This window comes from Curtobacterium sp. SL109, from assembly GCF_026672405.1.
GTDB lineage: Bacteria > Actinomycetota > Actinomycetes > Actinomycetales > Microbacteriaceae > Curtobacterium.
Genome location: NZ_JAPPRB010000002.1, coordinates 1,990,359 through 2,015,773, shown reverse-complemented (window position 1 = coordinate 2,015,773; position 25,415 = coordinate 1,990,359). Strand labels below are relative to the sequence as shown.

Below are 25,415 nucleotides of genomic sequence, written 5' to 3'. Positions count from 1 at the left end.
AACGCCCGGACGACGCTCCGGTATACGGCTTGTTCCTCAGCCCGGCGACTCCGCGTTCGTGAGGAACGCCCGTACGACCGATCGGTACACGTTGGCCGGTGACTCCGCAGAGAACGCGGAGACGCCGGCCTCCGTGCGTCCGACGCGCGCGAAGCCGATGCCCTCCGCGTGCACGAGGGTGACCGGGGTGGGCTTCCCCGGCCGGCGGACGTACGAGACCGTCCAGGGCGCAGCCCAGAACCGTGCCAGCCGCGGGTCCGCCTCGGCGACGGCAGCCGGCAGCTCGGGAGCGTCGTCCCCGCCGGCGAGCCGTCGGTCGAGCAGGTCCGCCCGGAGCGAGCCCGTGCGGAACGGGAAGGTCCACGTCGGACGCACGCCGAGCCTCCCGGCCGCCAGCGCCACCACGCGCTGCGGAGCGAGCCGCGTGAGGACCGCGCCCGTGTCGTCCGGTGCGTCCACGACGGTGCGGGACCAGGCCTGGAGGCGCGCCACGCGCCCGTCGGGTCGGTGCTGTTCCAACACGGTCGGCTGGGTCTCCGCTGCCCACGGCTCCAGGAGCGCCTGGGTGCCCGCGGGGAGCGTGCCGAAGCGTCCGACCAGGCCGGCGTCGACGAGTTCGCGGCCGCCGGGTGTGCGGAGGAGCGTCGGGTTCCACCGTTTCCCGGCGATGCCCTGCAGGGTGGCGAGGGCCTCGGGGGTGAGTCGTGGGCCGTCGACCGTGGTCGGGGCGAGCGGCGCCGGCAGGGTCTCGAGGTCACGGGTGGCGCCGGTGGTGACGGGGCCGACGGCGCGGACGGAGTCGAGGACGGCGAAGACGAGGTCGTCGGTGTCGGCGAGGCGGGCGAGGGGCCGTTCGATCGTCACGTCGACGCGGTGCCGGCCGGTGACGAAGAGCAGGTGGGCGCCGATGATGTCGCCGGGGCCGTCGTCCTCCTCCGCGCTGGCGTCCGGGCGGACGTACTCGACCAGCCGGGCGGGGGCGCCGACCGTGGTCCAGACGTCGCAGCCGACCAGGAGCAGGCCGTCGACGGAGCCGGGCAGGCGGTCGAGCAGGGAGGCGTTCTCGTCGCCGATGGAGCGGTCGCTCGGGCGGGAACGCACGGTGAGGACGACGTCGTCGCCCACCACGCGGAGGTCCGCCTGCGCCGTGTCCGCACGCTGCCAGGAGTCGGGGCGACGGAGGACGACGCGTGCGGTGCGGTCCTCGGTGCCGAGCGGGACGGGGACTGCCATGGGCGCAAGGCTACGACGGGGCGGGGGCGCTTCCACGGGCGGCTCGCCGTGCGGGTTCAGCGCAGGCGCGGGCGGCGCGGTGGTGGCGGGGGAACGCGCTTGGCGGCGACGACGTCCTGGAGGGCGACCTCGACGAGGCCCCGGCGGGTGTCCACCGTGACGGAGTCCGCCGTCCGTGCGACCAGGTCCCCGAGCGCGTCGCGTGCTCCCCCGGCGTCGTGTGCCCGGACGACGACCCGCTCCCCGAGCTCGGCGTCCCGCAGCAGCCCGAGTGCCAGTGCCCGCGCGATGCCCGCCTGCTCGTCCGTGCCCACCCGGGAAGCGTACGGGCTGCCCCACGCCCACCGGTCGGCATCGAGGGAGCTCGTGGCGCGCGCGCCTAGGCTGGGGGCATGGACAAGGCCCGGGTGGACAGCTGGATCTGGGCGGTCCGGATCACCAAGACCCGGTCCGCCGCGACGACCGCGTGCAAGGCCGGCCACGTGAAGGTGAACGGTGAGCGGGCGAAGCCCTCGCAGCCGGTGGGCCCCGGTGACGAGGTCCGCGTGCGCCAGGCCGGCTTCGACCGGATCGTCGTCGTGAAGAGCCTGATCCTCAAGCGCGTCGGCGCGACCGAGGCGGCGAAGCACCTCGACGACCTGACCCCGGCCCGTCTGCCGAAGGAGGAAGCGGGCTTCGTCCCGATGCGCGACCGCGGCGCCGGACGCCCGAGCAAGCGGGAGCGCCGCGACCTCGAGAAGCTCCGCGGCCACTGAGCCGGCACGGGCCGACCAGCCTGGCGGCCCGACCGGCCCGATCAGCCCGACCGGACGTCAGACGAACCGGACGGTCTGCTGCAGTCGGTCGCGGACGTCGAACACGTCCACGGTGCCCTCGGGCGACCAGATGCCGTTGAGCACCTGTCCGAGCGCACTGCGACGCACGACGAACGCCGTGGGCTTCCGCTGCGGGCCGACGAGCTGCACGTCGGTGTCGACCGCGGAGTCCGGCACGACGAGGATCCGCCCGGTGAACCGCACCCGCGTCTGCTTCTGCACGGCACGCGCAGCGCGGACGAGCTCCTTGACCGGACGCTCCCCCGGCTCGAGAGTCTCGCCGACGATCTCCCCGTGCTCGACGCGGACGGGGCCGCCCCAGTCGATGGACTCGAGCGCCCAGAGCCCGCTCGGCATGAGCACGACGTGGTCGAGCTTGCCCTCGGCCCCGGCGTCGAGGTCGTGCCAGACGGTGACGCCGAGGCCCATGTCGGCGACGATGGCGGCGGTCGACTCCTCGGCGAGGGCCTCCCCGAGCAGTCGACGGATGTACCGGGGGGCGCTGCGGATGAGGGACGGGTCGTAGGGGTCCTCGATGGGGTCGCCGAGGCCGACCCACTCGCGCTCGGCGGCGAGGAAGACCTCACGCGACCGACCGCCGGGGTGTCCGTGGGACCGGGCCCGGGGGCGGGAGTCGCGCCGCGCTGCGGGCGGTGCGTAGGCGTCGCGACCCGACCCGGGCCTCCCGGCGGACGCTGACCACGCGGACGAGCCGGACGGCGCGGACGAGGGCCGGGACCCACCGGCGTCGTAGGCGCGACGCGCTGCGGGTGTGCCGATGCGCTCCCACGCGACCTGGACCTGTCGGAACCGCACCGCGTCGCCGCCGAGGTCGGGGTGGGTCTCGCGGGCGGCGCGCCGGTAGGCACGGCGCAGGGCCTCGTCGTCGGCGGTCGCGGCGACGCCGAGGACTTCGTAGGGGGTGGCGTCGGCCGGGCTGTCCGTCATGGCCTGCGGTACGTTACCGGAGCGAGCGCGAGCACCAGCCGTGTGCGCGCTGAACGGCGGCCGGGAGGCTCGTGGGGCGTCGTCCCCGCCGGCCGCGGTCCGTCAGGCGGCGGAGCTCACGCCACCGCGGCGGCGATCTCGTCGAGGTGGTCCTCGAGGTAGGCGACGTCGGCGCGGTACAGGTCGGCGTGGCCGTGCTGCAGGTCGCTGATGAACTTCGGGTTGCCGGCGGCCGCCTCGGTCTCCATGAGGGTCACCATGGCGACGAGCGAGGACACCATCGTCTCGGCGACCCGGCTCCTGGAGACGTCGTCGAGCCCGTACGCCCGGCAGAACTCGGCGGCGCGGGCCAGGCGGGCCTCGAGCGTCGGTGCCGCGCGGCCCTCGACCACGCCGGTGGTGAACGGGGCGAAGCGGTACACCGCGCTCGCGACGTCCCAGACGCGGGGGCCGGGGTGGGCGGTGTCGAAGTCGATCAGGCCGACCGCCGCGATGCCGTCGTACACACAGTTGTACGGGGCGAAGTCGCCGTGCACGACGGTCTCGACGGGTGCCCGGTGTGCCTGGGACCACACGTCGACGGTGTCGTCGAGCGGGAAGGTCGCCGCGGCGTCGTGGTAGTGCCGGAGCATGCGGGCGCTCGTGACGAGGGCCGCTTCGCTCGCGACGTCCTCGGTCCACGGGTACTCGCCGGCGACCCCGGGCACGAACGACACGGTCTCGAGGGTGTCCCCGAGGGCGATGGGCTCCGGCGCTGCCACGAACCCCTGTTCGTGCAGGTGGGCGAGGAGCCGGTGGACGGTGGGCGTCCAGGGGCCTGCCGGCCGGTGGACCCGGTCGTCGGCCTTCGTGATGCGCTCCATGGGAGTCTCCTGTCGCGGTCGTCTCCGTTGACGTGCCTTCGTCGTCGCGGTCGTCTGGCTGACCGCACCGGCGTGCAGGTCAGCGTAGCGGTCACCGGCGGAGTTGGCGCGATCCAACTGCAGACGTGCGCTTGTCGGCCCGGCCGCGCAGAGAAGGCGGACGCGGGACTGCAGCGGCGCCGCAGCGTGACCCGGCTGTGGGACTGCGGCGGCGTCGCGGCGTGAGCCGGCTGTGGGACTGCGGCGGCGTCGCGGGGTGGTCCGGTCGAGCGTGACTAGAGCCGTTCGCGGAGCCAGGACGGCCCCTGCACGCTGGCCCCGAGGGCGACCACGCGGTCCCGGAGCCCGCGGTCCGCCGTCACCACGACGACGGGTCCGTCACCGGCCGCCACGGCGTCGGCCGCCGCGGCCACGATGGCGTCGTCACCGGAGCCGGGCGCCCGCACGACGGCCACACCGGGCGTCCCGCCGACACCGTCGCCGCCCCCGGGACCCGTGGCCACGTCGGCACCGCGTGCGTCGCCCTCGAGCACCACGGTCCACCGCGGCCACCACGTGGCGGAGTCGAGCCCGAGGGCCTCGGCGGGCAGCCCCACCGCGGCGAGCGCCGTGCTCCCGTCGACGAGCCGGGTGGCGGCGCCGGAGCGGTCCTTCCACCAGCCGTCGGGCACGCTGCCGACGACGTTCGCGGCGTCGACGACGACGTGCGGGCTGGTGTCGAGCGTGGCGCGGAGTGCGGGCCAGGAGCGGCCGAAGCCCGGGTGCAGGGGAAGGTCGTCGACGGCCTCGACGGGGACCCAGTCGAGCGCCAGGCTCTCGCGGTCGGCGATGACGGGTTCGAAGGGCCGTGAGGCGCGGCCGACGACGGTCGTGTAGGTACAGAAGCCGAGGTCGAGCACGGCGGTGTGCCGGAGGTCGATGCCGTGGAGGGGCACGCCGGCTTCCTCGGCGGACTCGCGGAGTGCACCGGTGACGGCGTCCTCGTGCTGGTGCCGGGCGCCGCCGGGGATGCCCCAGGTGCCGCCGTGGTGGCTCCACTCGACGCGGTGCTGCAGGAGGACGCGGCCGTGGCCGTCGTCGACGAGGAGTCCGGAGGCGCCGAAGAGCCCCCATGCCTTGGTGCCGTCGGGTCCGTACGCCCAGGCGTCGCCGGGGTCGCGGGGGCCGGGCGGCGGACCGGGGGGCAGGACGTCTGGCACCTGTCCACCCTGGCACACGCGCCTGACATGCGTCGTGTACCGTGCTGCTCGAGACACGGGGTGCCGCGACCAGCGGCTGAGATCACACCCGTCGAACCTGCTCGAGCTCGTACTCGCGAAGGGATCGTCCATGGAGAACGCTGCGCCCGTGTGGCCAGAACGCACCGCCGAACTGCTCGAGGCCGTTCGTGCCAGGAGTCCCCTGGTGCAGTGCATCACGAACACCGTGGTGCAGAACGTGACGGCGAACGTCCTGCTCGCGCTCGGCGCCTCGGCCGCGATGGTCGACGTGCCGACGGAGGCCGGTCCGTTCGCCCGGGTCGCCGACGCCCTGCTGGTGAACACCGGCACGCCGCACGCGGAGCCCCGGGTGGCGTCGGTCGAGGCGGCGACCGCTGCCGTCGAGCACGGCACACCGTGGGTGCTCGACCCGGTCGCCGTGGGGTCGCTCCCGGTCCGGACGGCCCTGGCGCGGGACCTGCTCGCGATCGGCCCGACGGTGCTGCGCGGCAATGCCTCCGAGGTGCTCGCGCTGCTCGGCGCCTCCGCCGGTGGACGCGGGGTCGACAGCACGGCCGGCACCGACGACGCGCGTGCGGCTGCGGTCGACGCGGCCGGGAGGCTCGTGGGCGCGGTCGCCGTGTCCGGTCCCGTCGACCTGGTGGCCGGGTCCGGCGCCCCGGGCTGGTCGGGAACGGTCGTGCGGGTGGCGAACGGGTCGGAGCTGCTCACGCGGATCACGGGTGGCGGGTGCGCGCTCGGTGCCGTGATCGCGGCGTTCACCGCGGTGTCGCCGGAGGACCCGGGTGCTGCTGCCGTGGCCGGGACGCTCGTGCACACGGTCGCGGCGGAGCTCGCGGCGGCCGACGCCGGTGGCCCCGGCACGTTCCAGCCGCTGTTCCTCGACCGGTTGACGTCGCTGACCCCCGAGGACGTGCTCCGCGTGGCCCGGGTCACCGAGGAGCGTGCCGCGTGAGCGACGTCGGCGTGTACCTGGTGACCGACGGGATGCTGTGCGACCGGCACGGGATCGGGGTGCTCGGCGTCGTCCGGGCGGCCGTGCACGCGGGGGTCCGGATCGTGCAGGTGCGGGACAAGGACGCGAGCGCCAGGGACCTCCTCGCGCTGACGGTGGCCGTCGCCGACGCGGTGGGCGACCGGGCCGCGGTGGTCGTCGACGACCGGCTCGACGTCGCCCTGGCTGCCCGGCTCGCCGGACACCGGGTGGCGGGCGTGCACCTCGGGCAGTCCGACGTGCCGGTGTCCGCGGCGCGGGCGCTGCTCGGACCGGACGCGCACGTCGGACTGACTGCGAACACCCCGGCGCACCTCGACGCCCTGGTGCGGCTCCCCCGCGGGACCGTCGACCTGCTCGGGGTGGGGGTCGTGCACCCCACGACGACGAAGCCGGACCACCCGCCGGCGCTCGGGCACGACGGCTTCGCCAGGATCGCCGCGGCCACCGACCTGCCCTGCGTGGCGATCGGCGGGGTCGACCTCGACGACGTGGCGCCGCTGGCCGCCGCCGGTGCCGCGGGGGTCGCCGTCGTCTCCGGGATCTGCGCCGCGCCGGACCCCGGTGCGGCGGCCGCGGCCTACGTGGCGGCGTGGAGCGGTGGTGCCGGTCGCCCGCTCGGCGGACAGCCGAGTGGCGGACGGGTGTCGAGCCTCCCCGCCGGCGGTGTGCGGTGAGCGGGCCGGTGCGCGTGCTCAGCATCGCCGGGACCGACCCGACCGGTGGGGCCGGGCTGCAGGCGGACCTCAAGGCGATCGCGGCGCACGACGGCTACGGCATGGCGGTGGTGACCGCGGTGGTGGCGCAGAACACGCACGGGGTGCGGTCGGTGCACGTGCCGGACGTGACGGTGCTGCGGGACCAACTCGACGCGGTGTCGGACGACGTGGTCGTGGACGCGGTCAAGATCGGGATGCTCGGGACGACGGCGGTCGTCCGCGAGGTCACCGACTGGCTGCGGGCGCACCGGCCGCCCGTCGTGGTCGTCGACCCGGTGATGGTGGCCACGAGCGGCGACCGGCTGATCGACGCGGACGCCGAGGTCGCGATGACGGAGCTGTTCGCCCTCGCGGACCTGGTCACGCCGAACCGCAGCGAGCTGGCGGTGCTGGCTGGGCTCGCCGGAGTCGCCGGTTCCGAGACCGTCGACACGGACGCCGTCGGCGCGGCGCTGGCCGTCGCCCGGCGGTGGGACGTGCTCGTGCTGGCGAAGGGCGGGCACGCGGGCGGGAGCACCTCGGACGACGTGCTCGTCGCGCCCGACGGCGCCGTCCGGGTCTTCCGGGGTCCCCGGGTGCCGACGACGAACACGCACGGCACGGGGTGTTCGCTGTCGAGTGCGATCGCGACCCTCGCGGCACGGCACGGTGACTGGGAGCTCGCGGTCCGCGGGGCGAAGGACTGGCTGACGGCGGCGCTCGAGGGTGCCGACACGCTCGAGGTCGGGAGCGGCAACGGGCCGGTGGACCACGGGGCGCTGGTGCGACGGGCGCTCCCCCCGGTCCGGTCGACCGACCTGTGGTGGACCGACGCCGAGGAGCTGCTCGCGGCGACGATCGACACCCCGTTCCTGCGCGGGATGGCGGACGGCACGCTCGACCCCGACGTCTTCGCGGGGTACCTGGCGCAGGACGTGCACTACCTGCGGGCGTACGAGCGGCACCTCGGGTCGGTCGGGGCGCGTTCAGCGGGACCGGCGGCGGCGTTCTGGGCGGCTGCGGCTGCCGGGTGCGCCGAGGAGGCCGCCTCGTTGCACCACCGACGGCTCGCCGGCACCCGTGCCGACGACGCGGTCGACCCGACGTGCGCCGGCTACCTGGCGCACCTGACGGGCTGTGCGGAGGCGGACGACGTCGCCGTGCTCGCCGCCGCGGTGCTGCCGTGCTTCCGGGTCTACGCGTGGGTCGGAGCGCAGTTCGGCGCGGCCGCGGTCCTTCCCGGCGCGGGCGAGCTGCATCCGTACGCCGACTGGGTCACGGCGTACGGGGACCCCGGGTTCGCGGCGTCGAGCGCGGCGGCGACGGAGCACGTCGAGGACCTGGCGCGGGGAGCCTCCCCCGCCGTGCGCGGAGCGATGGCCCGGGCGTTCCGGGCGTCGGTCGCGTGGGAGCTGGCGTTCTTCCGGATGCCGACGGGCGACGCGGTGGGTGCGACGGGCGACGCGGTGGGCGCGTCGGGCTCCCCGGACGGGCGGGGCTACCGTGCTGCGGGCACCACGACGTCGGCGGTCGGGATGCTCGGGCTGACCGACGGCTCGGTCGCCCCCGGGGCGAGCCGCACCAGCTCCACGGCGAGCGCCGACCCGTCGACCGAGCAGCGCATCCAGGTGAAGTCGGGTTGACGCCGGCGGTCGGTGGGCGACCCGGGGTTGAGCAGGCGGAGGGCCCCGGTCGTCCCGCCGACCCCGGGGCCGGTGACGCGGGTGTCCCACGGGATGTGGGAGTGCCCGAAGACCAGCACGTCCGTCCCCGGGTACGTCGCTGCCGCACGGCGTTCCCGGCCGGTGGCGGCGCCGGTCTCGTGCACGAGGGCGATGCGGAGCTCCTCGACGTCGACGTGTTCGACCAGCGACAGGCGCTCCTCGAAGCCCGGCGCGTCGTCGTTGTTGCCGCGCACCCCGACGAACGACCGGCTGCGGGCCTGGAGCGTCTCGACCGTCGCCAGGTCGACCCAGTCCCCGGCGTGCACGACGAGGTCGGCGGCGTCGACGTCGGCCCAGAGCGCGGCTGGCAGGTCCTTCGCGCGCTTCGGCAGGTGGGTGTCGGACAGCAGCAGGAGCGAGGTGCTCACGCGTCGGGCACCCGGTTGGGCACGGGGAGCCCGGCCTCGTCCGCGGCGCCGTGGCGTTCGAGCAGTCCGGCGAGCAGGGCGATGTCGTCGTCCGACCAGCTGGCGATCCGCTCGTCGAGGGCGTCGCGGTGCAGCTGCACGGACCGTTCCAGCGCGGCGCACCCCGCCGGTGTCGCCTCGAGGGGCTTCGCGTTGCCTGTGCCGCCGTCCGTCGTGCGGATCAGGCCCGCGGCGAGGAGGCCGGCGAGCTGCCGGGAGATCGTCGACCGGTTCAGGCGCAGGTACCGGGCGATGTCGATGGCCATGCAGCCGGGGTGTTGCACGACGAAGTCGACGAGCGACTGGTCGACGACGCTCAGCACGGCGTCGTTGCCGCGGGCGCGGATGCTCGCACGGCGTGTGATGCGCGAGAGCTCCGTGTAGGCGCGTCCGATGTCAGCGTTGCGGACGTCGGACCTCGGGTGGTCCATCGTGCCTCCAGCTTGTTGCACGCCGGTGGGCCGGCGCTCTTCCCCTGCCGGTCACAGTACCGGCAGCCGTGGTGCCCCCTGGGGAGCGTCAGCCGCGGATCGCCGCCTGGAGCTCGTCGATGTCGAGCTTCACCATCTGCCGCATCGCCTCGAAGGCGCGGGCGGCCCCGGCTGGGTCTCCGCCGGCGCTCATCAGCTCGCCCCAGTTCGCCGGGGTGACCTGCCATGCGACCCCCCAGGCGTCGGTGAGCCAGCCGCACATCGACGGGGTGGCGCCGGCGTCGAGGAACGCGTCCCAGATCCGGTCGAGCTCCGCCTGGCCGTCGACGTCGATCTGGAACGAGATCGCGTCGGAGTGCGGGTGCCCGGGGCCGGCGTTCATCGCGCGGAAGGGCTGTCCGTGCAGGCGGAACGCCACGACCATGGTGGAGCCGTCGGGGAGGCGTTCGACGTGGTCGACCGAGGAGTCCGGGACCACCGACGCGTAGAAGGTGGCGGCCTCCTCGGCCTGTCCGTCGAACCAGAGGAAGGGGACGATCTGCTGCACGGGATGGTCCTGTCGAACGGGCTCAGTCCGCGACGTTGCGGCTGAGGAGCGGGGTCTTCTCGGGGTGTTCGTCGAACCACGTGCCGACGAACCAGCACATCGGCACGATGCGCTTGTCGTTCCTGGCCTCGACGTCGTCCACCGCGTACGCGACGAGCTCGCCGGCGTACCCGTGTCCACGGTGCGCAGGGACCGTGTACGTGTGCGGGAACGTGACGGCGTCGTCGTTCTCGCGGTAGTCCAGGACGCTCACGAGTTCCCCGTCGACGTACATGGCGTACCGACGCTGGTCGGCTTCGTCGCGGAACTCGTGTGCCATGTCGCCATCATGCCTCGGAATGCGTCAGCAGGCACGGCGTTGACTCCTGGCATGACCACCATCGGCATCATCGGAGCAGGGAACATCGGATCAGCGCTGGCACGGCTGGCGGTGCAGAACGGGTACGACGTCGCGATCGCGAACTCGCGCGGACCGGAGACGCTCACGGACCTCGTGTCCGAACTGGGCGACCGGGCGCGTGCGGTCACGCGTGACGAGGCGGCAGCAGCCGGCGACCTCGTCGTGGTGACGGTGCCGCTCGCCGCGATCGAGAGCATCCCGGTCGAGCCGCTCGTCGGCAAGGTCGTGATCGACACGAACAACTACTACCCGGAGCGCGACGGCCACATCCAGGCGCTCGACGACGAGACCACCACGACGGCGGAGCTCCTGCAGGACCACCTGCCCGGCGCCCGGGTCGTGAAGGCCTTCAACCACATCTACGCCCCCGACCTGCCCGCGCAGGGCTCGCCCCGTGGGACGCAGCACCGTCGTGCGCTGATCGTCGCCGGGGACGACGCCGAGGCGAAGCAGACCGTGGCGGACCTCATCGACGAGTTCGGCTTCGAGCCGGTCGACATCGGCGCGCTGTCCGAGGGATGGCGCATCCAGCGCGACACCCCCGGCTACACGCAGCAGTTCGACGCGCTCCAGCTCGAGCAGGCCGTCGCGGACGCGAAGCGCTACCGCGACATGTGACCCAGCCGCACCACGACGAGGGGCCGGACACGCAGCACGCGTGCCCGGCCCCTCGTCGTCCGGGGACCGGGGACCGGGGACCGGGTCAGGCGGCGTCGAACACGACCGTCATCTCGGCGAGGTCGTCCTCGCTCGGCACCCAGGCGGTCCCCGCGTCGACGTTCTGCGTGATCTGCTCCGGCCGCGTGGCACCGGCGATGACGCTGGTGAGCCCTGGCTGTGCGAGGAGCCAGGCGAAGGTGGCCTGCAGCATCGTGACGCCCCGCTCGTCGCAGAAGCGCTGGTACTCCTCGAGCACGTCCCACGGGGCGGAGTCGAGCAGCTCGGGCTTCAGCCGGGTCAGGCGGCCGTCCTGGGGGCGGTCGCCGCGGGTGTACTTGCCGCTGAGCAGCCCGTTGTACAGCGGGAAGAACGGCAGGAAGCCGAGCGCGTACGCCCGGACCGCGGGCAGCACCTCGGCCTCGACGTCGCGGGACAGCGGGCTGTACTCGTTCTGCGCGGAGACGAACGCGGTGGTGCCGGCGATGGACGCGGTCAGCTCGGCCTCGGCGATCTGCCACCCGGCGAAGTTCGAGTGCCCGACGTAGCGGATCTTGCCCTCGCGCACCAGGTCGTCGAGGACCGACAGGGTCTCCTCGATCGGCGTGACCGAGTCCGGTCGGTGCATCTGGTACAGGTCGATCCAGTCCGTGCCGAGGCGCCGCAGGGACGACTCCACCGCGAGCCGCACGTAGCGCCGGGACCCGCGCACGCCCCAGTCGGGACCGTTCGCCCCGCCCATGTCCATGCCGAACTTCGTCGCGAGCACGACCTCGTCCCGGCGTCCCGCGATCGCCGCACCGAGCATCGTCTCCGACTGCCCCGGCGTCCCGCCGTAGATGTCCGCCGTGTCCAGCAGGGTGACGCCGGCGTCGAGCGCCGCGTGCACGACGGCGTCGGTGCCCTCCTGCGTCTCGGTCACCGTCCCCGGCCTGCCGAAGTTGTTGCAGCCGAGTCCGACGGTGGAGACGACGAGCCCCGAGGGGCCGAGAGGACGGTGTTCGATGCCGGTCATGCTCCGACCGTACCGGCGCGACCCCGGAACTGGGGCTGCGCCGGGACCACGTCTTCCGGCTAGAACTGACGGTGGATCCGCCGACGGTAGGGAGCAGCACACGTGGCGTCACACCGCATGCCCGATTCCGATCGGCCCCGCCGGCCCGTCCCGGCCTGGGTGACGGCGCCCTACGTCGAGGGCGCCCAGGGCAGCACCGTCCTGGAGGCTCCCCCCGCCTCCGCCACGACCGCTCCGGCGGCACACACGGCCGGGTCCACCCCGTCGCACGTCACCCCCGGCTCGGTGCCGGCCCCGCTGAGCGCGCCCGGTGCCGAGCACCCCGAGGTCGTCGTCCCGGACTTCATGCCGTCCGAGGAGCACCTGCCGCCGGCACCCACCTCGCCGACGGTCCACACCCGTCCGTTCGACCGCGCGACCGAGCTCCCCGCTCACGCGCCCGTCTCCCCCGTCGACGCCGTCGACGCCGACGCCGTGACGACCGCCGGAGCACGACCTGCGGCGCTGGTCGGCGCCGGCATGAACGCGCCGGCACCGACGGGCGTGCACGCCGGACCGGTCGCACCGCGAACCGGACAGCCGCGGTTCTCCGTCCCCGGTCTGGAACACGTCGTCGTCGAGGGCACCGACACCGAGCCCTCCGGCCCCGTCGGCTACCGCACGCCCCGCCGCTTCGCCCACCAGCAGGGCGTCGGCGCACCCGTCGCGGCCCCGGCCCCGACCACCCCCTTCGACACGGTGCTCGCCGCGCCCACCGTCACCGCCCCGGCCACGTCCTCCGCGACGGCACCGTTCGGGACCGGCACCGCGACGGCGGCGACCGGGTCCGAGGAGGCCGAGTCGAGCCTCCCGTCCGGTGCGCAGGCCGAGCCGACGACGCGACGCACGACGATCGGGGCGACCCCGGGTGCCGTGGTCGGTGCGCTCGCGGCGCTGGCGACGACCGGTCTGGCGGCCTGGTGGTTCACGGCTCCCGCGACGGTGCACGCCGCGGGGCTGCTGCTCGGGCTCGTCGCGCTCGTCTGCTCGGTCGTGACCCTGCGGAACCCGGCCGTCACGTGGCAGCGGCCGGTCGCGCTGCTCGGGGCGGTGCTCGGCGGTGTCGGGACCCTCGTGCTGCTGTGGGCGGTCGCGAACGCGGTGCTGCCGATGGCCGGCGTGACGCTGCCCGACATCACGGGCACGGGCGTCGTCCCCACGCTCGCGCCCTGACGCGTCCCACGCGTCAGACCGCGCGGACGACCCCGCGTGACAGGATCGCGTTCGTCAGGGCGTCGATCGGCTCGCGCTGCACCGTCGGGTTGGCGATGAGGACGTAGTCGACGGCCGGCAGGTCGGGCAGCCCGAGTCGCTGCGACACCTTCACCAGGTCGGCGGGGATGAGCGAGTGCGGGAACACCGCCACGCCGATGCCCGCACGGACGGCTGCCAGCACGCCGTTCACGTCGCGGGTGTTGCAGGTGATGCGCCAGGTGCGGCCGGCGGCCTCGAGCGCGTCGATGGCCATCTGCCGGCTGATGCTCGGCGCCTGGTAGACGATGAGCGGCACGGGCTCGTCACGCTCCACGGCGATGCCGTCCTGCGCCATCCACACCATCTGGTCCGTGGCGACGCGGGTGCCCTCGGCCGACTCCCCCGCCGTCTGCTTGATGAACACCAGGTCGAGCTGGCCCGCGTGCACCCGGCGGAGCAGCGGTGACGACTGGTTGACCGTCAGCTCGAGGTTCACCTGCGGGTGCAGGCGTCGGAAGTCCCGCAGGATGCGCGGGAGCTGCGTGATCGCGAGGTCGTCCGCCGCGCCGAACCGGAGCCGTCCGCGCGTCGCCGAGCCCGAGAAGTACGCGTCCGCGGTGGCGTGTGCCGCCAGGATCGTCCGCGCGAACCCGGCCATCGCGTCGCCGTTGTCGGTCAGGGTCACGCCCCGGGTGTCCCGCGCCACGAGGGTCCTCGACACCGCGGTCTCGAGCCGTCGGACGTGCTGCGACACCGTCGGCTGGCTGATGCCGAGGCGCGCCCCGGCCTGCGTGAAGCTGCGGGTCTCGGCGACCGCGAGGAAGGTCTGCAGGAGCACGGGATCGATCACGGTGGGCCCTCCGGTCGCGCGGCCATTCGAGAACGCAATGGACTGATAGCCACCATACGGGTGTCGAATGGGGTCGCAGCAACTAGTTTTGTACGGGTACCTTCCCGCCCTCGACCGCCGGAGAGCCCCACTGTGAGCGCGTCATCGACGACCCTCCACCCGCCCACCGAACCGCTCCCGATCCAGGCCACGCGTCCGCCCTGGCGGCACACCCTGATCGCCCTGTCCGTCCCGAACTTCCGCCTGTTCACCGCGACGAACCTGGTCGCGATGACCGCCGGGTGGATGCAGCGCATCGCGCAGGACTGGCTCGTCCTCCAGCTCACCGGCTCCGTGGCGCAGGTCGGCATCACCGTCGCGTGCCAGTTCGCACCGATGCTGCTGTTCGGGCTCTTCGGCGGCGTGCTCGTCGACCGGTTCTCCAAGCGGGCGCTGATGATGATCACGCAGGGCGCCTTCGCCCTGCTCTCCGCGCTGCTCGCCGCCCTGACCCTGGCCGGGGTGGTGCACGCGTGGCACATCTGGGTGATCGCCTTCGTGGTCGGCATGGTCACCGTGATCGACAACCCCGCGCGCCAGGTGTTCGTCACCGAGATCGTCGGACACAAGCACCTGCGGAACGCCATCAGCGTGAACTCGTCGGTGTTCCAGCTCGGCGGCATGATCGGCCCGGCACTGTCCGGCGCACTGCTCGTGGCCGTCGGGGCGGGGTGGTCGTTCGGCGTCAACGCCGTCGCCTGCGCGGCCGTGGTCGTGACGCTCGGGTTCCTCCGCGTGTCCGAGCTGCACCGCACCCCGGCGGCGCCCCGCGGCAAGGGGCAGCTCCGCGAGGGCCTCCGCTACGCCGTCAGCAAGCCCACGATCATCGTGCCGGTGATCCTGGTGGCGTTCTTCTCGGTCTTCGCGCTGACGATGCCCGTGCTGCTGTCGGCCTTCGCGTCACAGGTCTACGACGTCGGCGCGGGCGGCTACGGCCTGTTCAACTCCGCCGTCGCGGTCGGCGCCCTGGTCGGTGCGCTGCTGTCGACCCGGCGCGCGGTGGTCCGGCTGCGCACGATCGTCGGCGGGGTGTTCTGGACCGGGATCCTGCTCGTGGTCTCCGGCTCGATCCCGGTGATCGCCCCGTTCACCGTGATGCTCGTCGCCGTCGGGATGTCGCAGCTGCTGTTCCAGACCGCGTCGAACTCCATGGTGCAGCTGTCCTCGAACACGGCGATCCGCGGGCGCGTGATGTCGCTCTACATCCTCGTGCTGCTCGGTGGCCAGGCCATCGGCGGGCCGCTCATGGGCCAGGTCGTCGACCACTTCGGCGCACACGTCGGGATGATGGTCGCCGGCGGCGTGCCCGCCGCGGCGGCCGCCGTCATCGGCGTCGTGCTCGCCCGGCGCGGGGGCTTCCACCTGGCGGTCCGGATGCGACACCACATGCCGCTGCCGGCGATCGTCGGACACCGCTGACCCGACGGACGGGAGGCTCGTGGCGGACCCGCCCCGAGCCTCCCGTCCGGTCTGTGGTGGTGGTGGTCGTGCTCGGCGTGGCTGCAGAACACCGGTGTCCAGGCTGCGCACCGCGGAAAGCCGCGGCGTGACTGCTGGACACCGGTGTCGTGCGACGGGTCAGGCGGGCGACGGGTCAGGAGGCGACGGGTCAGTAGGCGACGGCGAAGCGCGCCTGGTGGTGTGCCGGCGTCTCGATCTCGTCGACGAACGCGATGGCGAAGTCGGCGCCGGAGACCTCGGAGTTGCCCTCGGCGTCCGTGAGCAGCAGGTCGTCGCTCGTGCGGTAGGTGCCGAGGCGCTCGCCCGGGTTGAAGCTGCCGAAGGCGGCGGCGGGGCTGACGTAGAACCAGTCGACGTCGGTGTCCGAGGCGCGGAGCGCGTCGAGGACCTGGCCGTGGCTCTTCGCCTCGCCCTTGAAGGCGTCCGGGAACTCGGGGGTGTCGTAGAGGGCCGGGCCGCCGTCGGCGACGAGCAGCGAGCCCGCTCCGCCGACGATGCCGAGGCGTGCGCCGGCAGCCGAGGCGGCGTCGACGAAGTGCTGGAAGCGGTCCTTGAGCTCGCTGCCGTCCGACTGGACCGCGTGGAGTGCCACGACGACGACGTCGGCGCCCTTGGTGACCTCGGCCACGAAGTCGGGGTCGAACGCGTCGCCCTGCGCGAGGGTGAGGCCGTCGGCGGGGTCGAGCTTGGAGGTGTCGCGCGCGACGGCGACGACCTGGTGGCCGCGGGAGAGGGCCTCGTGGGTGATGGCGGAGCCGGCGTAGCCGGTGCCTCCGAAGACGACGATGGTGGACATGCGTGCTCCTGGTTCGGTTGGTGCGGACGTGCTCGGCCCACTGTAGGCGCGTTACTCTCTCCGAGTAAGTAGGCACCTCGTGGTGCGTGACGGAGGTCGACGTGCGTGTTCTGGAGTACAGCCCCTACGCGGCGGACTGCCCCTCGCGGCAGCTGCTCGACCGGATCGGCGACCGGTGGAGTGTGCTGGTGATCGGCACGCTGGCCGACGGTCCCGTGCGGTACTCGGCGATCGCCGCGAAGGTGCAGGGCGTGTCGCAGAAGATGCTCACGCAGACACTCCGGGCGCTCGAACGCGACGGCCTGGTGACGCGGACGGTCTTCCCCGAGGTCCCGCCGCGCGTCGAGTACGAGCTCACCGACGCCGGACGGTCGCTCCGCGCGGTGCTGCAGCCGCTCGAGGACTGGGCGACGTCGCACATGGCGGCGGTCGGCGTGGCACGCGAGGAGTACGACGCGGCGCGGTGAGCGAGGTGCGGTGCGGCCGTGTGGTGCGGGGGTGACGCCGTTCCCAGGCGCGGGCGTCGGGTGTTCCCGGTGTTCTCCACGGCCGGACGTGGTTGCGTGGAGCCATGCGATCGATCGTCTACTCCCAGCCCGGTGACTCGTCCGTCCTCTCCCTCGTCGACCGGGACGTGCAGGAGCCCGGCCACGGCGAGGTCCGCGTCCGTGTCGTCGTCTCCGGGGTGAACCCGACGGACTGGAAGGCCCGCGCGGGCGGCACCTACGGCGACGGCCTGCCGTTCCCGGAGATCACGCCGAACCAGGACGGCGCCGGTGTCGTCGACGCGATCGGGCCCGGGGTCGACGACCTCGGCGTCGGCGACCGCGTGTGGCTCTACATGGCGGCGGCGTCCCGGCCGACGGGCACCGCGCAGGAGTCCACCGTCGTGCCGGCGTCCCGCGCCGTCCGCCTGCCCGACGGGGTCTCGTTCGACGTCGGCGCCTCGCTCGGCGTCCCAGCGATGACCGCCCACCGCGCACTGACCACGCACGAGCAGGGCCCTGCGCGCCTGACCCCTGGCGCGCTCGCGGGGAAGACCGTCCTCGTCGCCGGTGGCGCCGGAGCCGTCGGCCACGCCGCGATCCAGCTCGCACGGTGGGCCGGTGCGACCGTCATCTCCACGATCAGCTCGGATGAGAAGGCCGCGCTCGCCTCCGCCGCCGGCGCGCACCACACCGTCAACTACCGCTCGGACGACGCCGCCGAGCAGATCCGCGCGATCGCGTCCGACGGCGTCGACATCGTCGTCGAGGTCTCCATCCCGCAGAACGCCGCCCTCGTCGCCGACGTCCTGGCGAACCACGGCGTCGTGTCGATCTACGCCAACAACGGTGGGGACGAGGCGCCGCTGCCGATCCGGCCGAACATGAGCATCAACGCGCGGTACCAGTTCCTGCTGCTCTACACGATCGGCGACGAGGCACTCTCGGCGGCTGCCGAGGACATCACCGAGGCACTGCGCGACGGGGTCCTCCCCGTGGGTGACGACGCCGGGCTGCCGCTGACGCGGTTCGCGCTCGAGGACACCGCGGCAGCGCACGACGCCGTCGAGCAGGACACGGTCGGCAAGGTGCTCATCGACGTGCAGGCCGAGTAGGGCGCGGCGCGGCGCGGGCTCGGGTTCGGCGCTGGCGCTGGCGCGGATCGGCGGCCCACAACCGACGCGGGCTCGAACCGGCGAATCCCGCGGTTCGGTTCGACTTCGGTGGTGCGACGCCGCCCGACGCCGCCCGACGCCGCCCGACGCCGTCCGACGCTGCCCGCCGCCGCCGCCGCCGTCCGACGCCAGGGACGGCAAGCCGCCGCGTCCGCGTCAGGCGTGCGTGCGGAGGAACGTCACCGGCGGCGGGTCCGCCCCGTCAAGCGGGCGCGGGCCGCACGGAGCGCCCGTTCGAGGTTCGCCGCGACCACCCGCGGGTCGTCGTAGTCGGCGTCGGTGGCGTCGACGCGCCGGTCCGTCGCACGGACCGGGGCACGGCCGAACGACAGCGGGGTCGGGTGCACGCTCGTCATGCCGACAGGGTACGACTGCCGACCGACAGTCGTCACGGCAACCGGCGGCGACGCGCCGGACGTGCCCGGGGCCTCCTCAGCGGTGCTGGTGCCGCACGGGGAAGGCCAGCGTGCAGGCGACCCCGACGTACTGCGCCACGACGCCGACGTTCCGCACGTCGAGGTCGGCGAAGGCGTCCGGCGTCGGGCAGTCCACCGTCAGCATGCCGAACGAGTAGCCCTCGCCCCGGATGACGACGGCCACGTACGAGCGGTACCGGGGGTCGAAGTCCGGCTCGTCGTCCACCGCGTCGACATCGGACTCACGGTCCCCCACCACCCGCGGCGGACCGCCCTGCAGCACCCAGTCGAGGTTGCGGTCCCCGTACGGCGTCCCCGCGCGGAACACCCCGGCGCCACCGTGTCCGATCGGTTCGAGGGCGTCGAGCGAGGGGGCGAGCAGGTACACGTTCGCGCGGACGTCCGGCACGTGCGGGAGCAGGTAGAACGCCAGGGCCGCGGCCGCCCGGTCGGCGAACGCCCCGAGCTCGGACCGTCGCGTGGCGTGGTCGTGGGCGGCGAAGCGGGTGAGCCGCGTCGCGATCTGGCCGAAGCCGTACTGCACGGCGACCTCGTAGGCGGCCAGCGCCGTGGCACCGGCGTCCTCCGCACGACGGCGGGCAGCGGCGGTCCGACGGGCCCGGAGCGCCTGCCACACGACGACCCCGACGAACACGGCGAGCGCCACGATGACGAGCACGGCCTTGCTCACCGGGGCCCCGACGAGGTTCGGGACCTGGAACACCGCGGTGGGCAGGGCGGCGGCGACGACGGGCAGCACGACGTCCCCGTACCGACGGCTGCTCGTTCGTTCGTTCCCCTGACCCACGCCACGACGGTACGGCCGACCACCGACCCCGCACCCCGTGGGCACCGCTGTCCGTCCGCGCCGCTGTCCGCGCACCGCGCAGGCCGTGGAGTTGGTAAGCATGGTGCATGAGCCAACTCGCACCGCCCACCGCTGGATCCCGAGCGATCGTCCTCGGCGGTGGTGGGGTCGCCGGCATCGCGTGGGAGCTCGGTGTCCTCGCGACGCTCGAGGACGCGGGCGTCGACCTCGATGCCGCGGACCTGGTCGTGGGTACGAGCGCCGGCAGCGTCGTCGGCACGTTCGTCCGGCACGGAGGCGTGCAGGCCGCGTTCGCGCAGCAGATCTCCCCGCTCCCCACCACCTACGAGGAGCCGGGCGTGATCGACGTCGAGGCGATGCAGCGTGCGTTCGAGCAGGCCCTCGCCGGGATGACCTCCGAGCAGGACGGCCGTGCGCGGCTCGGGCAGGCGGCGCTCCGCGTCACGACCGGGCAGACCGACGACCAGCGGGTCGCGACCTTCGGCGAGACCCTGCCGTCCTCCGAGTGGCCCGAGCGCCCCCTGGCGGTCACGACGGTCGACGCCACCGACGGCACCTTCCGCGTGCTCACGGCCGCGGACGGCATCCCGCTCCCCCGCGCGGTCGCGTCGAGCTGCTCCGTCCCCCTGGTCTGGTCGCCGGTGATGATCGACGGCCGCCCCTACGTCGACGGTGGCGTCCGGTCGGGCACGAACGCCGACGTCGCCGCTGGGCACGAGCGTGTGCTCGTGATCGCCTGCGGACCCGAGGCACCGTCCCCGCTCGGTCCGTGGCTCGACGAGGCCGTCGAGACCCTGCGTGCCGCCGGGTCGAGCGTGGAGGTCGTCATCGCCGACAGCGCGTCGCAGCAGGCGTTCGGGACGAACTCGCTGTCCCTGTCGACGCAGCGGCCGGCTGCCGAGGCCGGTCGGACCCAGGCATCGGCCATCGCCGAGCGCATCGCGGAGTTCTGGGCCTGACCGCGGGGCGGTCTGACGGAGTTGTCCACAGTCTCGTCACCAGCCGGACGGAGCGTCGGGGTGCGCGGCTAGCGTGGTGGCATGACGACGGCGTTCTCTGACCTCGACCAGTACCTCGCACTCCCACGGGTGGACGGCATCGCCCTCAGCCCGGACGGCACCCGTGTCGCGCTCACGGTGAGCACGCTCGACCCGGACGGCACCGGGTACCGCCGCGCGGTCTGGTCGGTGCCGGCGTCCGGCGACGGCGCGCCCGACCGACTCACCCGGAGCGCGAAGGGCGAGTCCGGTACCGCCTTCACCCGGAACGGTGACCTGCTGTTCGTCTCGGGCCGCCCGGACGCCGACGGTGGCGCCGACGACACCGCGCAGCTCTGGCTGTTGCCGGCTGCGGGTGGCGAGGCACGCCCGGTGACGCGTCTTCCTGGAGGCACGGGTGGCGTCGTCGCGACGGCCAGCGCCTCGGACATGGTCGCCGTCACCGCCGACCTCCTGCCGACGGCCGCTGCCGGGGAGCGCGTCGGGGTCGTCACGCGGGACGCAGCGCTGCGGAAGCGCCGCGACGACAAGAAGGTCCGAGCGATCCTGCACGAGTCGTACCCCGTGCGGTACTGGGACCACGACCTCGGCCCGGACCAGACCCACGTGCTCGGCATCGACCTCGCCGACCTGTCCGAACCGACCGCGGTCGAACCGGCCACGGGTGTGTCGACCGCGGCGAGCGAGTCGGCCGCCTCCGACGACCACGCCCCCGCGCCCTACCCCGCGCACCTGCCCTCCCCGGTGGACCTCACGCCGCAGCCCGGTCGCGCCCTCGACCACGTGTCAGGGGCCCTCACCCCGGACGGCAGCACGCTCGTCGCCGCGGTCGGTGCACCCGAGGGCCGTGGCAGCCGCTCCGTGCTGGTCGCCATCGACGTCGACACCGCCGAGCGCACCGTGCTCTTCGACGACCCCGACGTCGACCACGAACTCCCGACGCTCTCGCACGACGGCTCGATGATCGCCTGGGTCCGGACGGTCCGGTCGACGCCGGCCGGTGCGAACCCGCAAGAGGTCTGGGTGGCGGCCGTCGACGGCTCGGGCGCGCGCCGCATCGCGACCGAGTGGGACCGGTGGCCGAGCGAGCTCGTCTTCGAGCACGGCGACGGCGCGCTCCTCGCGACCGCCGACCAGGACGGCCGCGCCCCGGTGTTCCGGCTCCCCCTCGACGGCGCACCCGTCGAGCAGCTGACCCACGACGACTGGGCGTACTCGGGTCTCCGCGTGGCGGAGGCGACCGGTCTGGTCGTCGCGCTCCGAGCCTCCTGGGCGGCGCCGCTGCACCCCGTCCGGATCGACGCGGACGGCACGGTGACCCCGCTCGCGACGCCCGCCGCGCTGCCGGCCGTCCCCGGTCGGCTGGAAGAGGTCGAGACGACCGCCGCCGACGGTGCCCGCGTGCGCGGGTGGCTGGTCCTGCCGGAGGGCGACGGGCCGCACCCGCTGCTGCTCTGGATCCACGGCGGTCCGCTGAACTCCTGGAACCAGTGGTCGTGGCGGTGGAACCCGATGCTCGCCGCGGCGCGCGGGTACGCGGTGCTGTTGCCCGACCCGGCACTGTCGACCGGGTACGGCCTCGACTTCGTCAACCGGGGCTGGAACGCCTGGGGACAGGCGCCCTACACCGACCTGATGACGATCACGGACACCGTCGTCGCCCGGTCGGACATCGACGAGACCCGCACGGCCGCGCTGGGTGGGTCCTTCGGCGGCTACATGGCGAACTGGGTCGCCGGGCACACGGACCGCTTCCGGGCGATCGTCACGCATGCCAGCCTCTGGGCACTCGACCAGTTCACCGGCACGACCGATGCCTCCGACTACTGGCAGTCGATCTTCGACGCGGACGGCATCCACCAGAACGACCCGCACCACTTCGTCGAGGACATCGTCACGCCGATGCTCGTCATCCACGGGGACCAGGACTACCGGGTGCCGATCGGCGAGGGGCTCCGGCTGTGGTCAGAGCTCGCGGAACACCATGCGGGGCCGGACGGCACCATGGCGCACCGGTTCCTGTACTTCCCGGACGAGAACCACTGGGTCCTCAAGCCCCAGCACGCCTCGATCTGGTACCAGACGGTCTTCGCGTTCCTGGCGCAGCACGTGCTCGACGAGCCGTGGGAGCGGCCCGAACTGCTCGGGTGACCGAGCTGCGGTGCACACGACCGGTCGGGCTGCGCGCCCCGACCGATCGAGCTGCGGGCCCCAGCCGGTCGGGCTGCCGGCCCCAGCCGGTCGGGCTGTGCTCAGACGAACGCAGCCTGCCCGGTGATGGCGCGACCGACGATCAGGGTGTTGACCTCGCGGGTCCCCTCGTACGAGTAGATGGCCTCGGCGTCGGCGAAGAACCGGGCGACGCCCTTGTCGAGCACGATGCCGTTGCCGCCCTGCACCTCGCGGCACCAGGCGACGGTCTCCCGCATCTTCGACGTGGCGAACGCCTTCGCCATCGCCGAGTGCTCGTCCGCGCCGACGCCGGCGTCCTGCATGGCCGAGGCCTGCGTGCACAGGGCGATCGACGCCGTGATGTTCGCCAGGGACTTCACGAGCAGGTCCTGCACGAGCTGGTGCGCCGCGATCGGCTTGCCGAACTGGATGCGCTCGCGGGCGTAGGCCAACGCGGCGTCGTAGGCACCGACCGCGATGCCGATGGCCTGCCAGGCGACCTCGGTCCGGGTCAGGCGGAGCACCTCGGCCGTCGTGCGGAACGACGTCGCCCGCTGCAGGCGGCGGGACTCGGGCACGCGCACGTCGGTCATCACGATGTCGGCGTTCTGCACACCGCGAAGCGCGATCTTGTCCTCGATCTTCGTCGCGGTGAAGCCGGGGGTGTCCGTGGTCACGAGGAAGCCCTTGACCTGGTCGTCGGCGACGTCCTTGGCCCAGATGACGACGACGTCGGCGAAGGTCGCGTTGCCGATCCACCGTTTCTCCCCGTCGAGGACCCAGCCGTCACCGTCACGCCGGGCGGTCGTGCGGAGCCCGCGGGCGGAGTCGCTGCCGGAGTAGGGCTCGGTCAGGCCGAACGCGCCGATGAGCTCACCGGTCGCCATGCGGGGCAGCCACTCGCGCTGCTGCTCGTCGCTGCCGGCGACCGCGATCGAGTTCATCGCCAGACCGGACTGCACGCCGATGAACGTCGCGACGCTGGCGTCGATGCGTCCGAGCTCGAGTGCCGCCCACCCGCGGTACACGGCGGAGTTCTCGAACTCGCGCACCAGCGGGATCCCGGGGCCGTACATGCCGAGCTCGGCCAGCGGCTTGATCACCTGCATCGGGAACTCGGCGCGGGCCCAGTACGCGTCGGCGATCGGGGCGACCTCACGCTCCAGGTACTCCCGCAGACGCCCGAGCGACTCGCGCTCACGCTCCGTCAACTGCAGCGCGAACCCGTAGAAGTCCGACTCGAGCAGGCTGGGCAGGGACACCGACGTTGACATGGGACCAACGATGCATCATTCTCGGAAACGTTGCAAGGGAGATTCGTGTACACGTCGGAACCCGCGCTGCGCGCCTTCCGGGAGGCTCGCCACACCTTCATCGCCGGGTCCCGGATCGACATGGGCGCGCTGGCCACCACGCTCGGCGTCGACCGGACGTCACTGTTCCGGTGGGTGGGCAACCGGGACCGGTTGCTGTCCGAGGTGCTGTGGTCCCTGGCGGTCCCGACCCTCGACGCCGCTCGCCGTGATGCCGCGCCGTCGGGAGCGGCCCGGATCGTCGACGTCCTCGACCGGTTCACCGCCGACCTCATCCAGGCGCCCTACTTCCGGCGCTTCCTGACCCGCGAGCCGGCCCGTGCGCTCCGGCTCCTCACCACGACCGAGAGCGACGTGCAGAGCCGCTTCGTCCAGGCCGTCACCGAGCTCGTCACGGTCGAGGAACGCTCAGGCGCGTTCGACCCCGTACCGTTGTCGGCCGAGGAACTCGCGCGCCTGCTCGTCCGGATCTCGGAGTCGTTCACCTACGCCGACCTGATCTCCGGCGAGACGCCCGACCCCCTGCGGGCCCGGACGACGTTCGAGTACGTCCTCCGCCCCAGCAGCCCCTCGAAGGGAGACCGATGACCATCGACGAGTACCCGTTCCGCCGCACCTACCCCACGCGCTGGAACGACAACGACATGTTCGGGCACGTCAACAACACGATCTACTACAGCGCGATGGACAACGCGTCCACGTACTGGTTCCGCGAGCAGGCCGGCCTCGACCCCTTCTCGTCCACGTGGATCGCCGTGCTGGTGACGTCGAGCTGCCGGTTCGTCGAGTCCGCCGTGTGGCCGGACGTCATCGAGGTCGGGATGCGCTCGAAGCACCTCGGCACCACGAGCCTGTCGTGGGAGTTCGGCCTGTTCCGGCAGGCGGACGGGGCGCTGCTCGCGACGGGCGAGTTCGTGCACGTCATCATCGACCGCGAGGGTGCCCGGCGCCCCGTCCCCCTGCCGGCGGAGCTCCGCGACCTCGTCACGTCGACGATGGTCACCCGTGCTGACGTCGAGCCGCCTGCATCCGCGCTCGCCGGTTCGGACTGACTCAGCACAACCGACGACGGCTCGCACCGCGGACATCAGCGGCGCGAGCCGTCGTCGGTTGTGCGGCACCACGATGCGCCGCGGCAGAGCGCGCCGTGCCGCGGCACTGGCCCTGCCGGGTGACCGCGTCAGCTGCTGAGGGCGGCCAGCTCGAGGTTGATGTCGTCGGGGTCCTGCACGGACAGGATCGTCATGCCGGCCTCGCCGAGCTCGGTGACCTCGCCGTGCTCGACGCCCGCCGCGTCGAGCCGGGTCGCCGCCTGGTGCAGCTCGTCGACGCTCTCGACGACGAAGCTCACGTGGTCGAGCCCGACGGTGTCGGCGTCGAAGCGCTGACCGGCGGGGGCGACGGGTCGCAGGCCGAACACCTGGTCGCCGAGCTGGAACACGCAGCCGCCGTAGAAGCGAGCGCGGTCCTCGCGGATGCCGGGCTCGTCGACCTGGTCGCTGAAGTCGATGACCGGGTCCGAGCCGAGCAGCTGTTGGTAGAAGGCCTTGCTGCGGGCGATGTCGGTCACGGTCACGCGGACGTGGGCCAGGGCGGTGGGACGGGCGATCGGTTCGCTCATGGTGGTGCTCCTCGTGAGGTCGGTCGGCGCCGCTCCGGACGCCGTCCACGACGCAACGCCCCACGCCTGGGGAGT

The 25,415-nt window shown here is 73.5% G+C and carries 28 protein-coding genes, 1 pseudogene and 1 riboswitch; of the genes and pseudogenes, 13 read left to right on the top strand and 16 right to left on the bottom strand.

What is annotated here, in order from left to right:
• Positions 1-36: 36 nt before the first annotated feature.
• Together OVA28_RS11045 and OVA28_RS11040 are read right to left on the bottom strand one after the other, a co-directional pair.
• Positions 37-1,233, bottom strand: coding sequence for a hypothetical protein (locus OVA28_RS11045; protein WP_268096982.1), 1,197 nt, complete (start codon positions 1,231-1,233; stop codon positions 37-39).
• A 56-nt stretch (positions 1,234-1,289) separates the two neighbouring features.
• On the bottom strand, positions 1,290-1,547 hold the full coding sequence (locus OVA28_RS11040) for a hypothetical protein (RefSeq protein WP_268096981.1): 258 nt from the start codon (positions 1,545-1,547) through the stop codon (positions 1,290-1,292).
• Positions 1,548-1,625: 78 nt separating this feature from the next.
• Here OVA28_RS11040 and OVA28_RS11035 point away from each other — a divergent pair, with 78 nt between their 5' ends.
• Entirely contained in the window at positions 1,626-1,988 is a 363-nt protein-coding gene (locus OVA28_RS11035; protein ID WP_194662581.1) for an RNA-binding S4 domain-containing protein, read from the top strand.
• Positions 1,989-2,045: 57 nt separating this feature from the next.
• Here the strand turns inward: OVA28_RS11035 and OVA28_RS11030 are convergent, their stop codons facing one another.
• From OVA28_RS11030 to OVA28_RS11020, 3 genes are all read right to left on the bottom strand, one after another.
• The gene (locus tag OVA28_RS11030; protein ID WP_268096980.1) at positions 2,046-2,996 is read right to left on the bottom strand and encodes a DnaJ domain-containing protein; all 951 of its coding nucleotides are present in this window, start codon (positions 2,994-2,996) and stop codon (positions 2,046-2,048) included.
• A gap of 116 nt (positions 2,997-3,112) precedes the next feature.
• Positions 3,113-3,859, bottom strand: coding sequence for a phosphotransferase enzyme family protein (locus OVA28_RS11025; protein WP_268096979.1), 747 nt, complete (start codon positions 3,857-3,859; stop codon positions 3,113-3,115).
• Positions 3,860-4,134: 275 nt separating this feature from the next.
• Positions 4,135-5,058, bottom strand: coding sequence for an NUDIX domain-containing protein (locus OVA28_RS11020; RefSeq protein WP_268096978.1), 924 nt, complete (start codon positions 5,056-5,058; stop codon positions 4,135-4,137).
• 46 nt (positions 5,059-5,104) lie between these two features.
• A riboswitch (TPP riboswitch) is annotated at positions 5,105-5,200 on the top strand.
• On the opposite strand from OVA28_RS11020, the gene thiM reads away from it, so the two are divergent.
• The 3 genes and pseudogenes from thiM to thiD all read left to right on the top strand — a co-directional run.
• Positions 5,189-6,034 (top strand): hydroxyethylthiazole kinase, encoded by an 846-nt coding sequence (thiM, locus tag OVA28_RS11015; protein ID WP_268096977.1) that lies wholly within the window; start codon positions 5,189-5,191, stop codon positions 6,032-6,034. It overlaps the preceding riboswitch by 12 nt.
• The gene (gene thiE, locus OVA28_RS11010; protein ID WP_268096976.1) at positions 6,031-6,750 is read left to right on the top strand and encodes a thiamine phosphate synthase; all 720 of its coding nucleotides are present in this window, start codon (positions 6,031-6,033) and stop codon (positions 6,748-6,750) included. The genes thiM and thiE overlap by 4 nt, the downstream gene beginning before the upstream one ends.
• Positions 6,666-8,141, top strand: a pseudogene (thiD, locus tag OVA28_RS11005) (bifunctional hydroxymethylpyrimidine kinase/phosphomethylpyrimidine kinase); the annotation flags it as partial. The gene thiE and the pseudogene thiD, both read left to right, overlap by 85 nt.
• Positions 8,142-8,269: 128 nt before the next feature.
• Here the strand turns inward: thiD and OVA28_RS11000 are convergent.
• The 4 genes from OVA28_RS11000 to OVA28_RS10985 all read right to left on the bottom strand — a co-directional run bounded on the left by OVA28_RS11000 (position 8,270) and on the right by OVA28_RS10985 (position 10,199).
• Positions 8,270-8,863, bottom strand: coding sequence for a metallophosphoesterase family protein (locus OVA28_RS11000; RefSeq protein ID WP_268096975.1), 594 nt, complete (start codon positions 8,861-8,863; stop codon positions 8,270-8,272).
• Positions 8,860-9,333: a MarR family winged helix-turn-helix transcriptional regulator gene (locus OVA28_RS10995; protein ID WP_268096974.1), complete on the bottom strand. Its 474-nt coding sequence runs from the start codon at positions 9,331-9,333 to the stop codon at positions 8,860-8,862. Before OVA28_RS10995 ends, OVA28_RS11000 begins: the two co-directional genes overlap by 4 nt.
• A gap of 88 nt (positions 9,334-9,421) precedes the next feature.
• A complete protein-coding gene (locus OVA28_RS10990) occupies positions 9,422-9,880 on the bottom strand; it encodes a VOC family protein (RefSeq protein ID WP_268096973.1) in 459 nt (152 codons plus the stop codon).
• A gap of 22 nt (positions 9,881-9,902) precedes the next feature.
• Positions 9,903-10,199, bottom strand: a complete 297-nt coding sequence (locus OVA28_RS10985; protein WP_194662606.1) for a GNAT family N-acetyltransferase — start codon at positions 10,197-10,199, stop codon at positions 9,903-9,905.
• A 51-nt stretch (positions 10,200-10,250) separates the two neighbouring features.
• Here OVA28_RS10985 and OVA28_RS10980 point away from each other — a divergent pair, with 51 nt between their 5' ends.
• Positions 10,251-10,898: an NADPH-dependent F420 reductase gene (locus tag OVA28_RS10980; RefSeq protein WP_267420418.1), complete on the top strand. Its 648-nt coding sequence runs from the start codon at positions 10,251-10,253 to the stop codon at positions 10,896-10,898.
• Between the two features lie 85 nt (positions 10,899-10,983).
• Here the strand turns inward: OVA28_RS10980 and OVA28_RS10975 are convergent, their stop codons facing one another.
• On the bottom strand, positions 10,984-11,952 hold the full coding sequence (locus OVA28_RS10975) for an aldo/keto reductase (protein ID WP_194662617.1): 969 nt from the start codon (positions 11,950-11,952) through the stop codon (positions 10,984-10,986).
• Between the two features lie 117 nt (positions 11,953-12,069).
• Between OVA28_RS10975 and OVA28_RS10970 the strand changes: the two genes are divergently transcribed.
• Positions 12,070-13,164 carry a hypothetical protein gene (locus tag OVA28_RS10970; RefSeq protein ID WP_268096972.1) on the top strand — a complete coding sequence of 365 codons (1,095 nt, stop codon included), beginning with the start codon at positions 12,070-12,072 and terminating at the stop codon, positions 13,162-13,164.
• A gap of 13 nt (positions 13,165-13,177) precedes the next feature.
• On the opposite strand, the gene OVA28_RS10965 is transcribed toward OVA28_RS10970, so the two are convergent.
• A complete protein-coding gene (locus tag OVA28_RS10965) occupies positions 13,178-14,035 on the bottom strand; it encodes a LysR substrate-binding domain-containing protein (RefSeq protein WP_071276179.1) in 858 nt (285 codons plus the stop codon).
• Between the two features lie 132 nt (positions 14,036-14,167).
• Here OVA28_RS10965 and OVA28_RS10960 point away from each other — a divergent pair, with 132 nt between their 5' ends.
• Positions 14,168-15,493: an MFS transporter gene (locus OVA28_RS10960; protein ID WP_268096971.1), complete on the top strand. Its 1,326-nt coding sequence runs from the start codon at positions 14,168-14,170 to the stop codon at positions 15,491-15,493.
• A gap of 190 nt (positions 15,494-15,683) precedes the next feature.
• Here the strand turns inward: OVA28_RS10960 and OVA28_RS10955 are convergent, their stop codons facing one another.
• Positions 15,684-16,331, bottom strand: coding sequence for an NAD(P)-dependent oxidoreductase (locus tag OVA28_RS10955; protein WP_268096970.1), 648 nt, complete (start codon positions 16,329-16,331; stop codon positions 15,684-15,686).
• 101 nt (positions 16,332-16,432) lie between these two features.
• Here OVA28_RS10955 and OVA28_RS10950 point away from each other — a divergent pair, with 101 nt between their 5' ends.
• Together OVA28_RS10950 and OVA28_RS10945 are read left to right on the top strand one after the other, a co-directional pair.
• Positions 16,433-16,798 (top strand): winged helix-turn-helix transcriptional regulator, encoded by a 366-nt coding sequence (locus OVA28_RS10950; protein WP_268096969.1) that lies wholly within the window; start codon positions 16,433-16,435, stop codon positions 16,796-16,798.
• Between the two features lie 104 nt (positions 16,799-16,902).
• Entirely contained in the window at positions 16,903-17,931 is a 1,029-nt protein-coding gene (locus tag OVA28_RS10945) for an NADPH:quinone reductase (protein WP_268096968.1), read from the top strand.
• Positions 17,932-18,170: 239 nt separating this feature from the next.
• On the opposite strand, the gene OVA28_RS10940 is transcribed toward OVA28_RS10945, so the two are convergent.
• Both OVA28_RS10940 and OVA28_RS10935 read right to left on the bottom strand, forming a co-directional pair.
• Complete coding sequence (locus tag OVA28_RS10940; protein WP_175481344.1) at positions 18,171-18,347, bottom strand: hypothetical protein; 177 nt, start codon at positions 18,345-18,347, stop codon at positions 18,171-18,173.
• Between the two features lie 76 nt (positions 18,348-18,423).
• Positions 18,424-19,215 (bottom strand): GAF domain-containing protein, encoded by a 792-nt coding sequence (locus OVA28_RS10935; RefSeq protein ID WP_268096967.1) that lies wholly within the window; start codon positions 19,213-19,215, stop codon positions 18,424-18,426.
• A 107-nt stretch (positions 19,216-19,322) separates the two neighbouring features.
• On the opposite strand from OVA28_RS10935, the gene OVA28_RS10930 reads away from it, so the two are divergent.
• Both OVA28_RS10930 and OVA28_RS10925 read left to right on the top strand, forming a co-directional pair.
• Positions 19,323-20,195, top strand: a complete 873-nt coding sequence (locus OVA28_RS10930) for a patatin-like phospholipase family protein (protein WP_268096966.1) — start codon at positions 19,323-19,325, stop codon at positions 20,193-20,195.
• Between the two features lie 81 nt (positions 20,196-20,276).
• Positions 20,277-22,385, top strand: a complete 2,109-nt coding sequence (locus OVA28_RS10925) for a S9 family peptidase (protein ID WP_268096965.1) — start codon at positions 20,277-20,279, stop codon at positions 22,383-22,385.
• 101 nt (positions 22,386-22,486) lie between these two features.
• On the opposite strand, the gene OVA28_RS10920 is transcribed toward OVA28_RS10925, so the two are convergent.
• The gene (locus OVA28_RS10920) at positions 22,487-23,680 is read right to left on the bottom strand and encodes an acyl-CoA dehydrogenase family protein (protein WP_228505836.1); all 1,194 of its coding nucleotides are present in this window, start codon (positions 23,678-23,680) and stop codon (positions 22,487-22,489) included.
• Between the two features lie 45 nt (positions 23,681-23,725).
• Between OVA28_RS10920 and OVA28_RS10915 the strand changes: the two genes are divergently transcribed.
• Together OVA28_RS10915 and OVA28_RS10910 are read left to right on the top strand one after the other, a co-directional pair.
• Positions 23,726-24,307: a QsdR family transcriptional regulator gene (locus OVA28_RS10915; RefSeq protein WP_194662637.1), complete on the top strand. Its 582-nt coding sequence runs from the start codon at positions 23,726-23,728 to the stop codon at positions 24,305-24,307.
• A complete protein-coding gene (locus OVA28_RS10910) occupies positions 24,304-24,771 on the top strand; it encodes an acyl-CoA thioesterase (protein WP_194662638.1) in 468 nt (155 codons plus the stop codon). The genes OVA28_RS10915 and OVA28_RS10910 overlap by 4 nt, the downstream gene beginning before the upstream one ends.
• A gap of 128 nt (positions 24,772-24,899) precedes the next feature.
• Here OVA28_RS10910 and OVA28_RS10905 read toward each other — a convergent pair whose 3' ends face one another.
• On the bottom strand, positions 24,900-25,340 hold the full coding sequence (locus OVA28_RS10905) for a VOC family protein (RefSeq protein WP_268096964.1): 441 nt from the start codon (positions 25,338-25,340) through the stop codon (positions 24,900-24,902).
• Between the last annotated feature and the right edge of the window lie 75 nt (positions 25,341-25,415).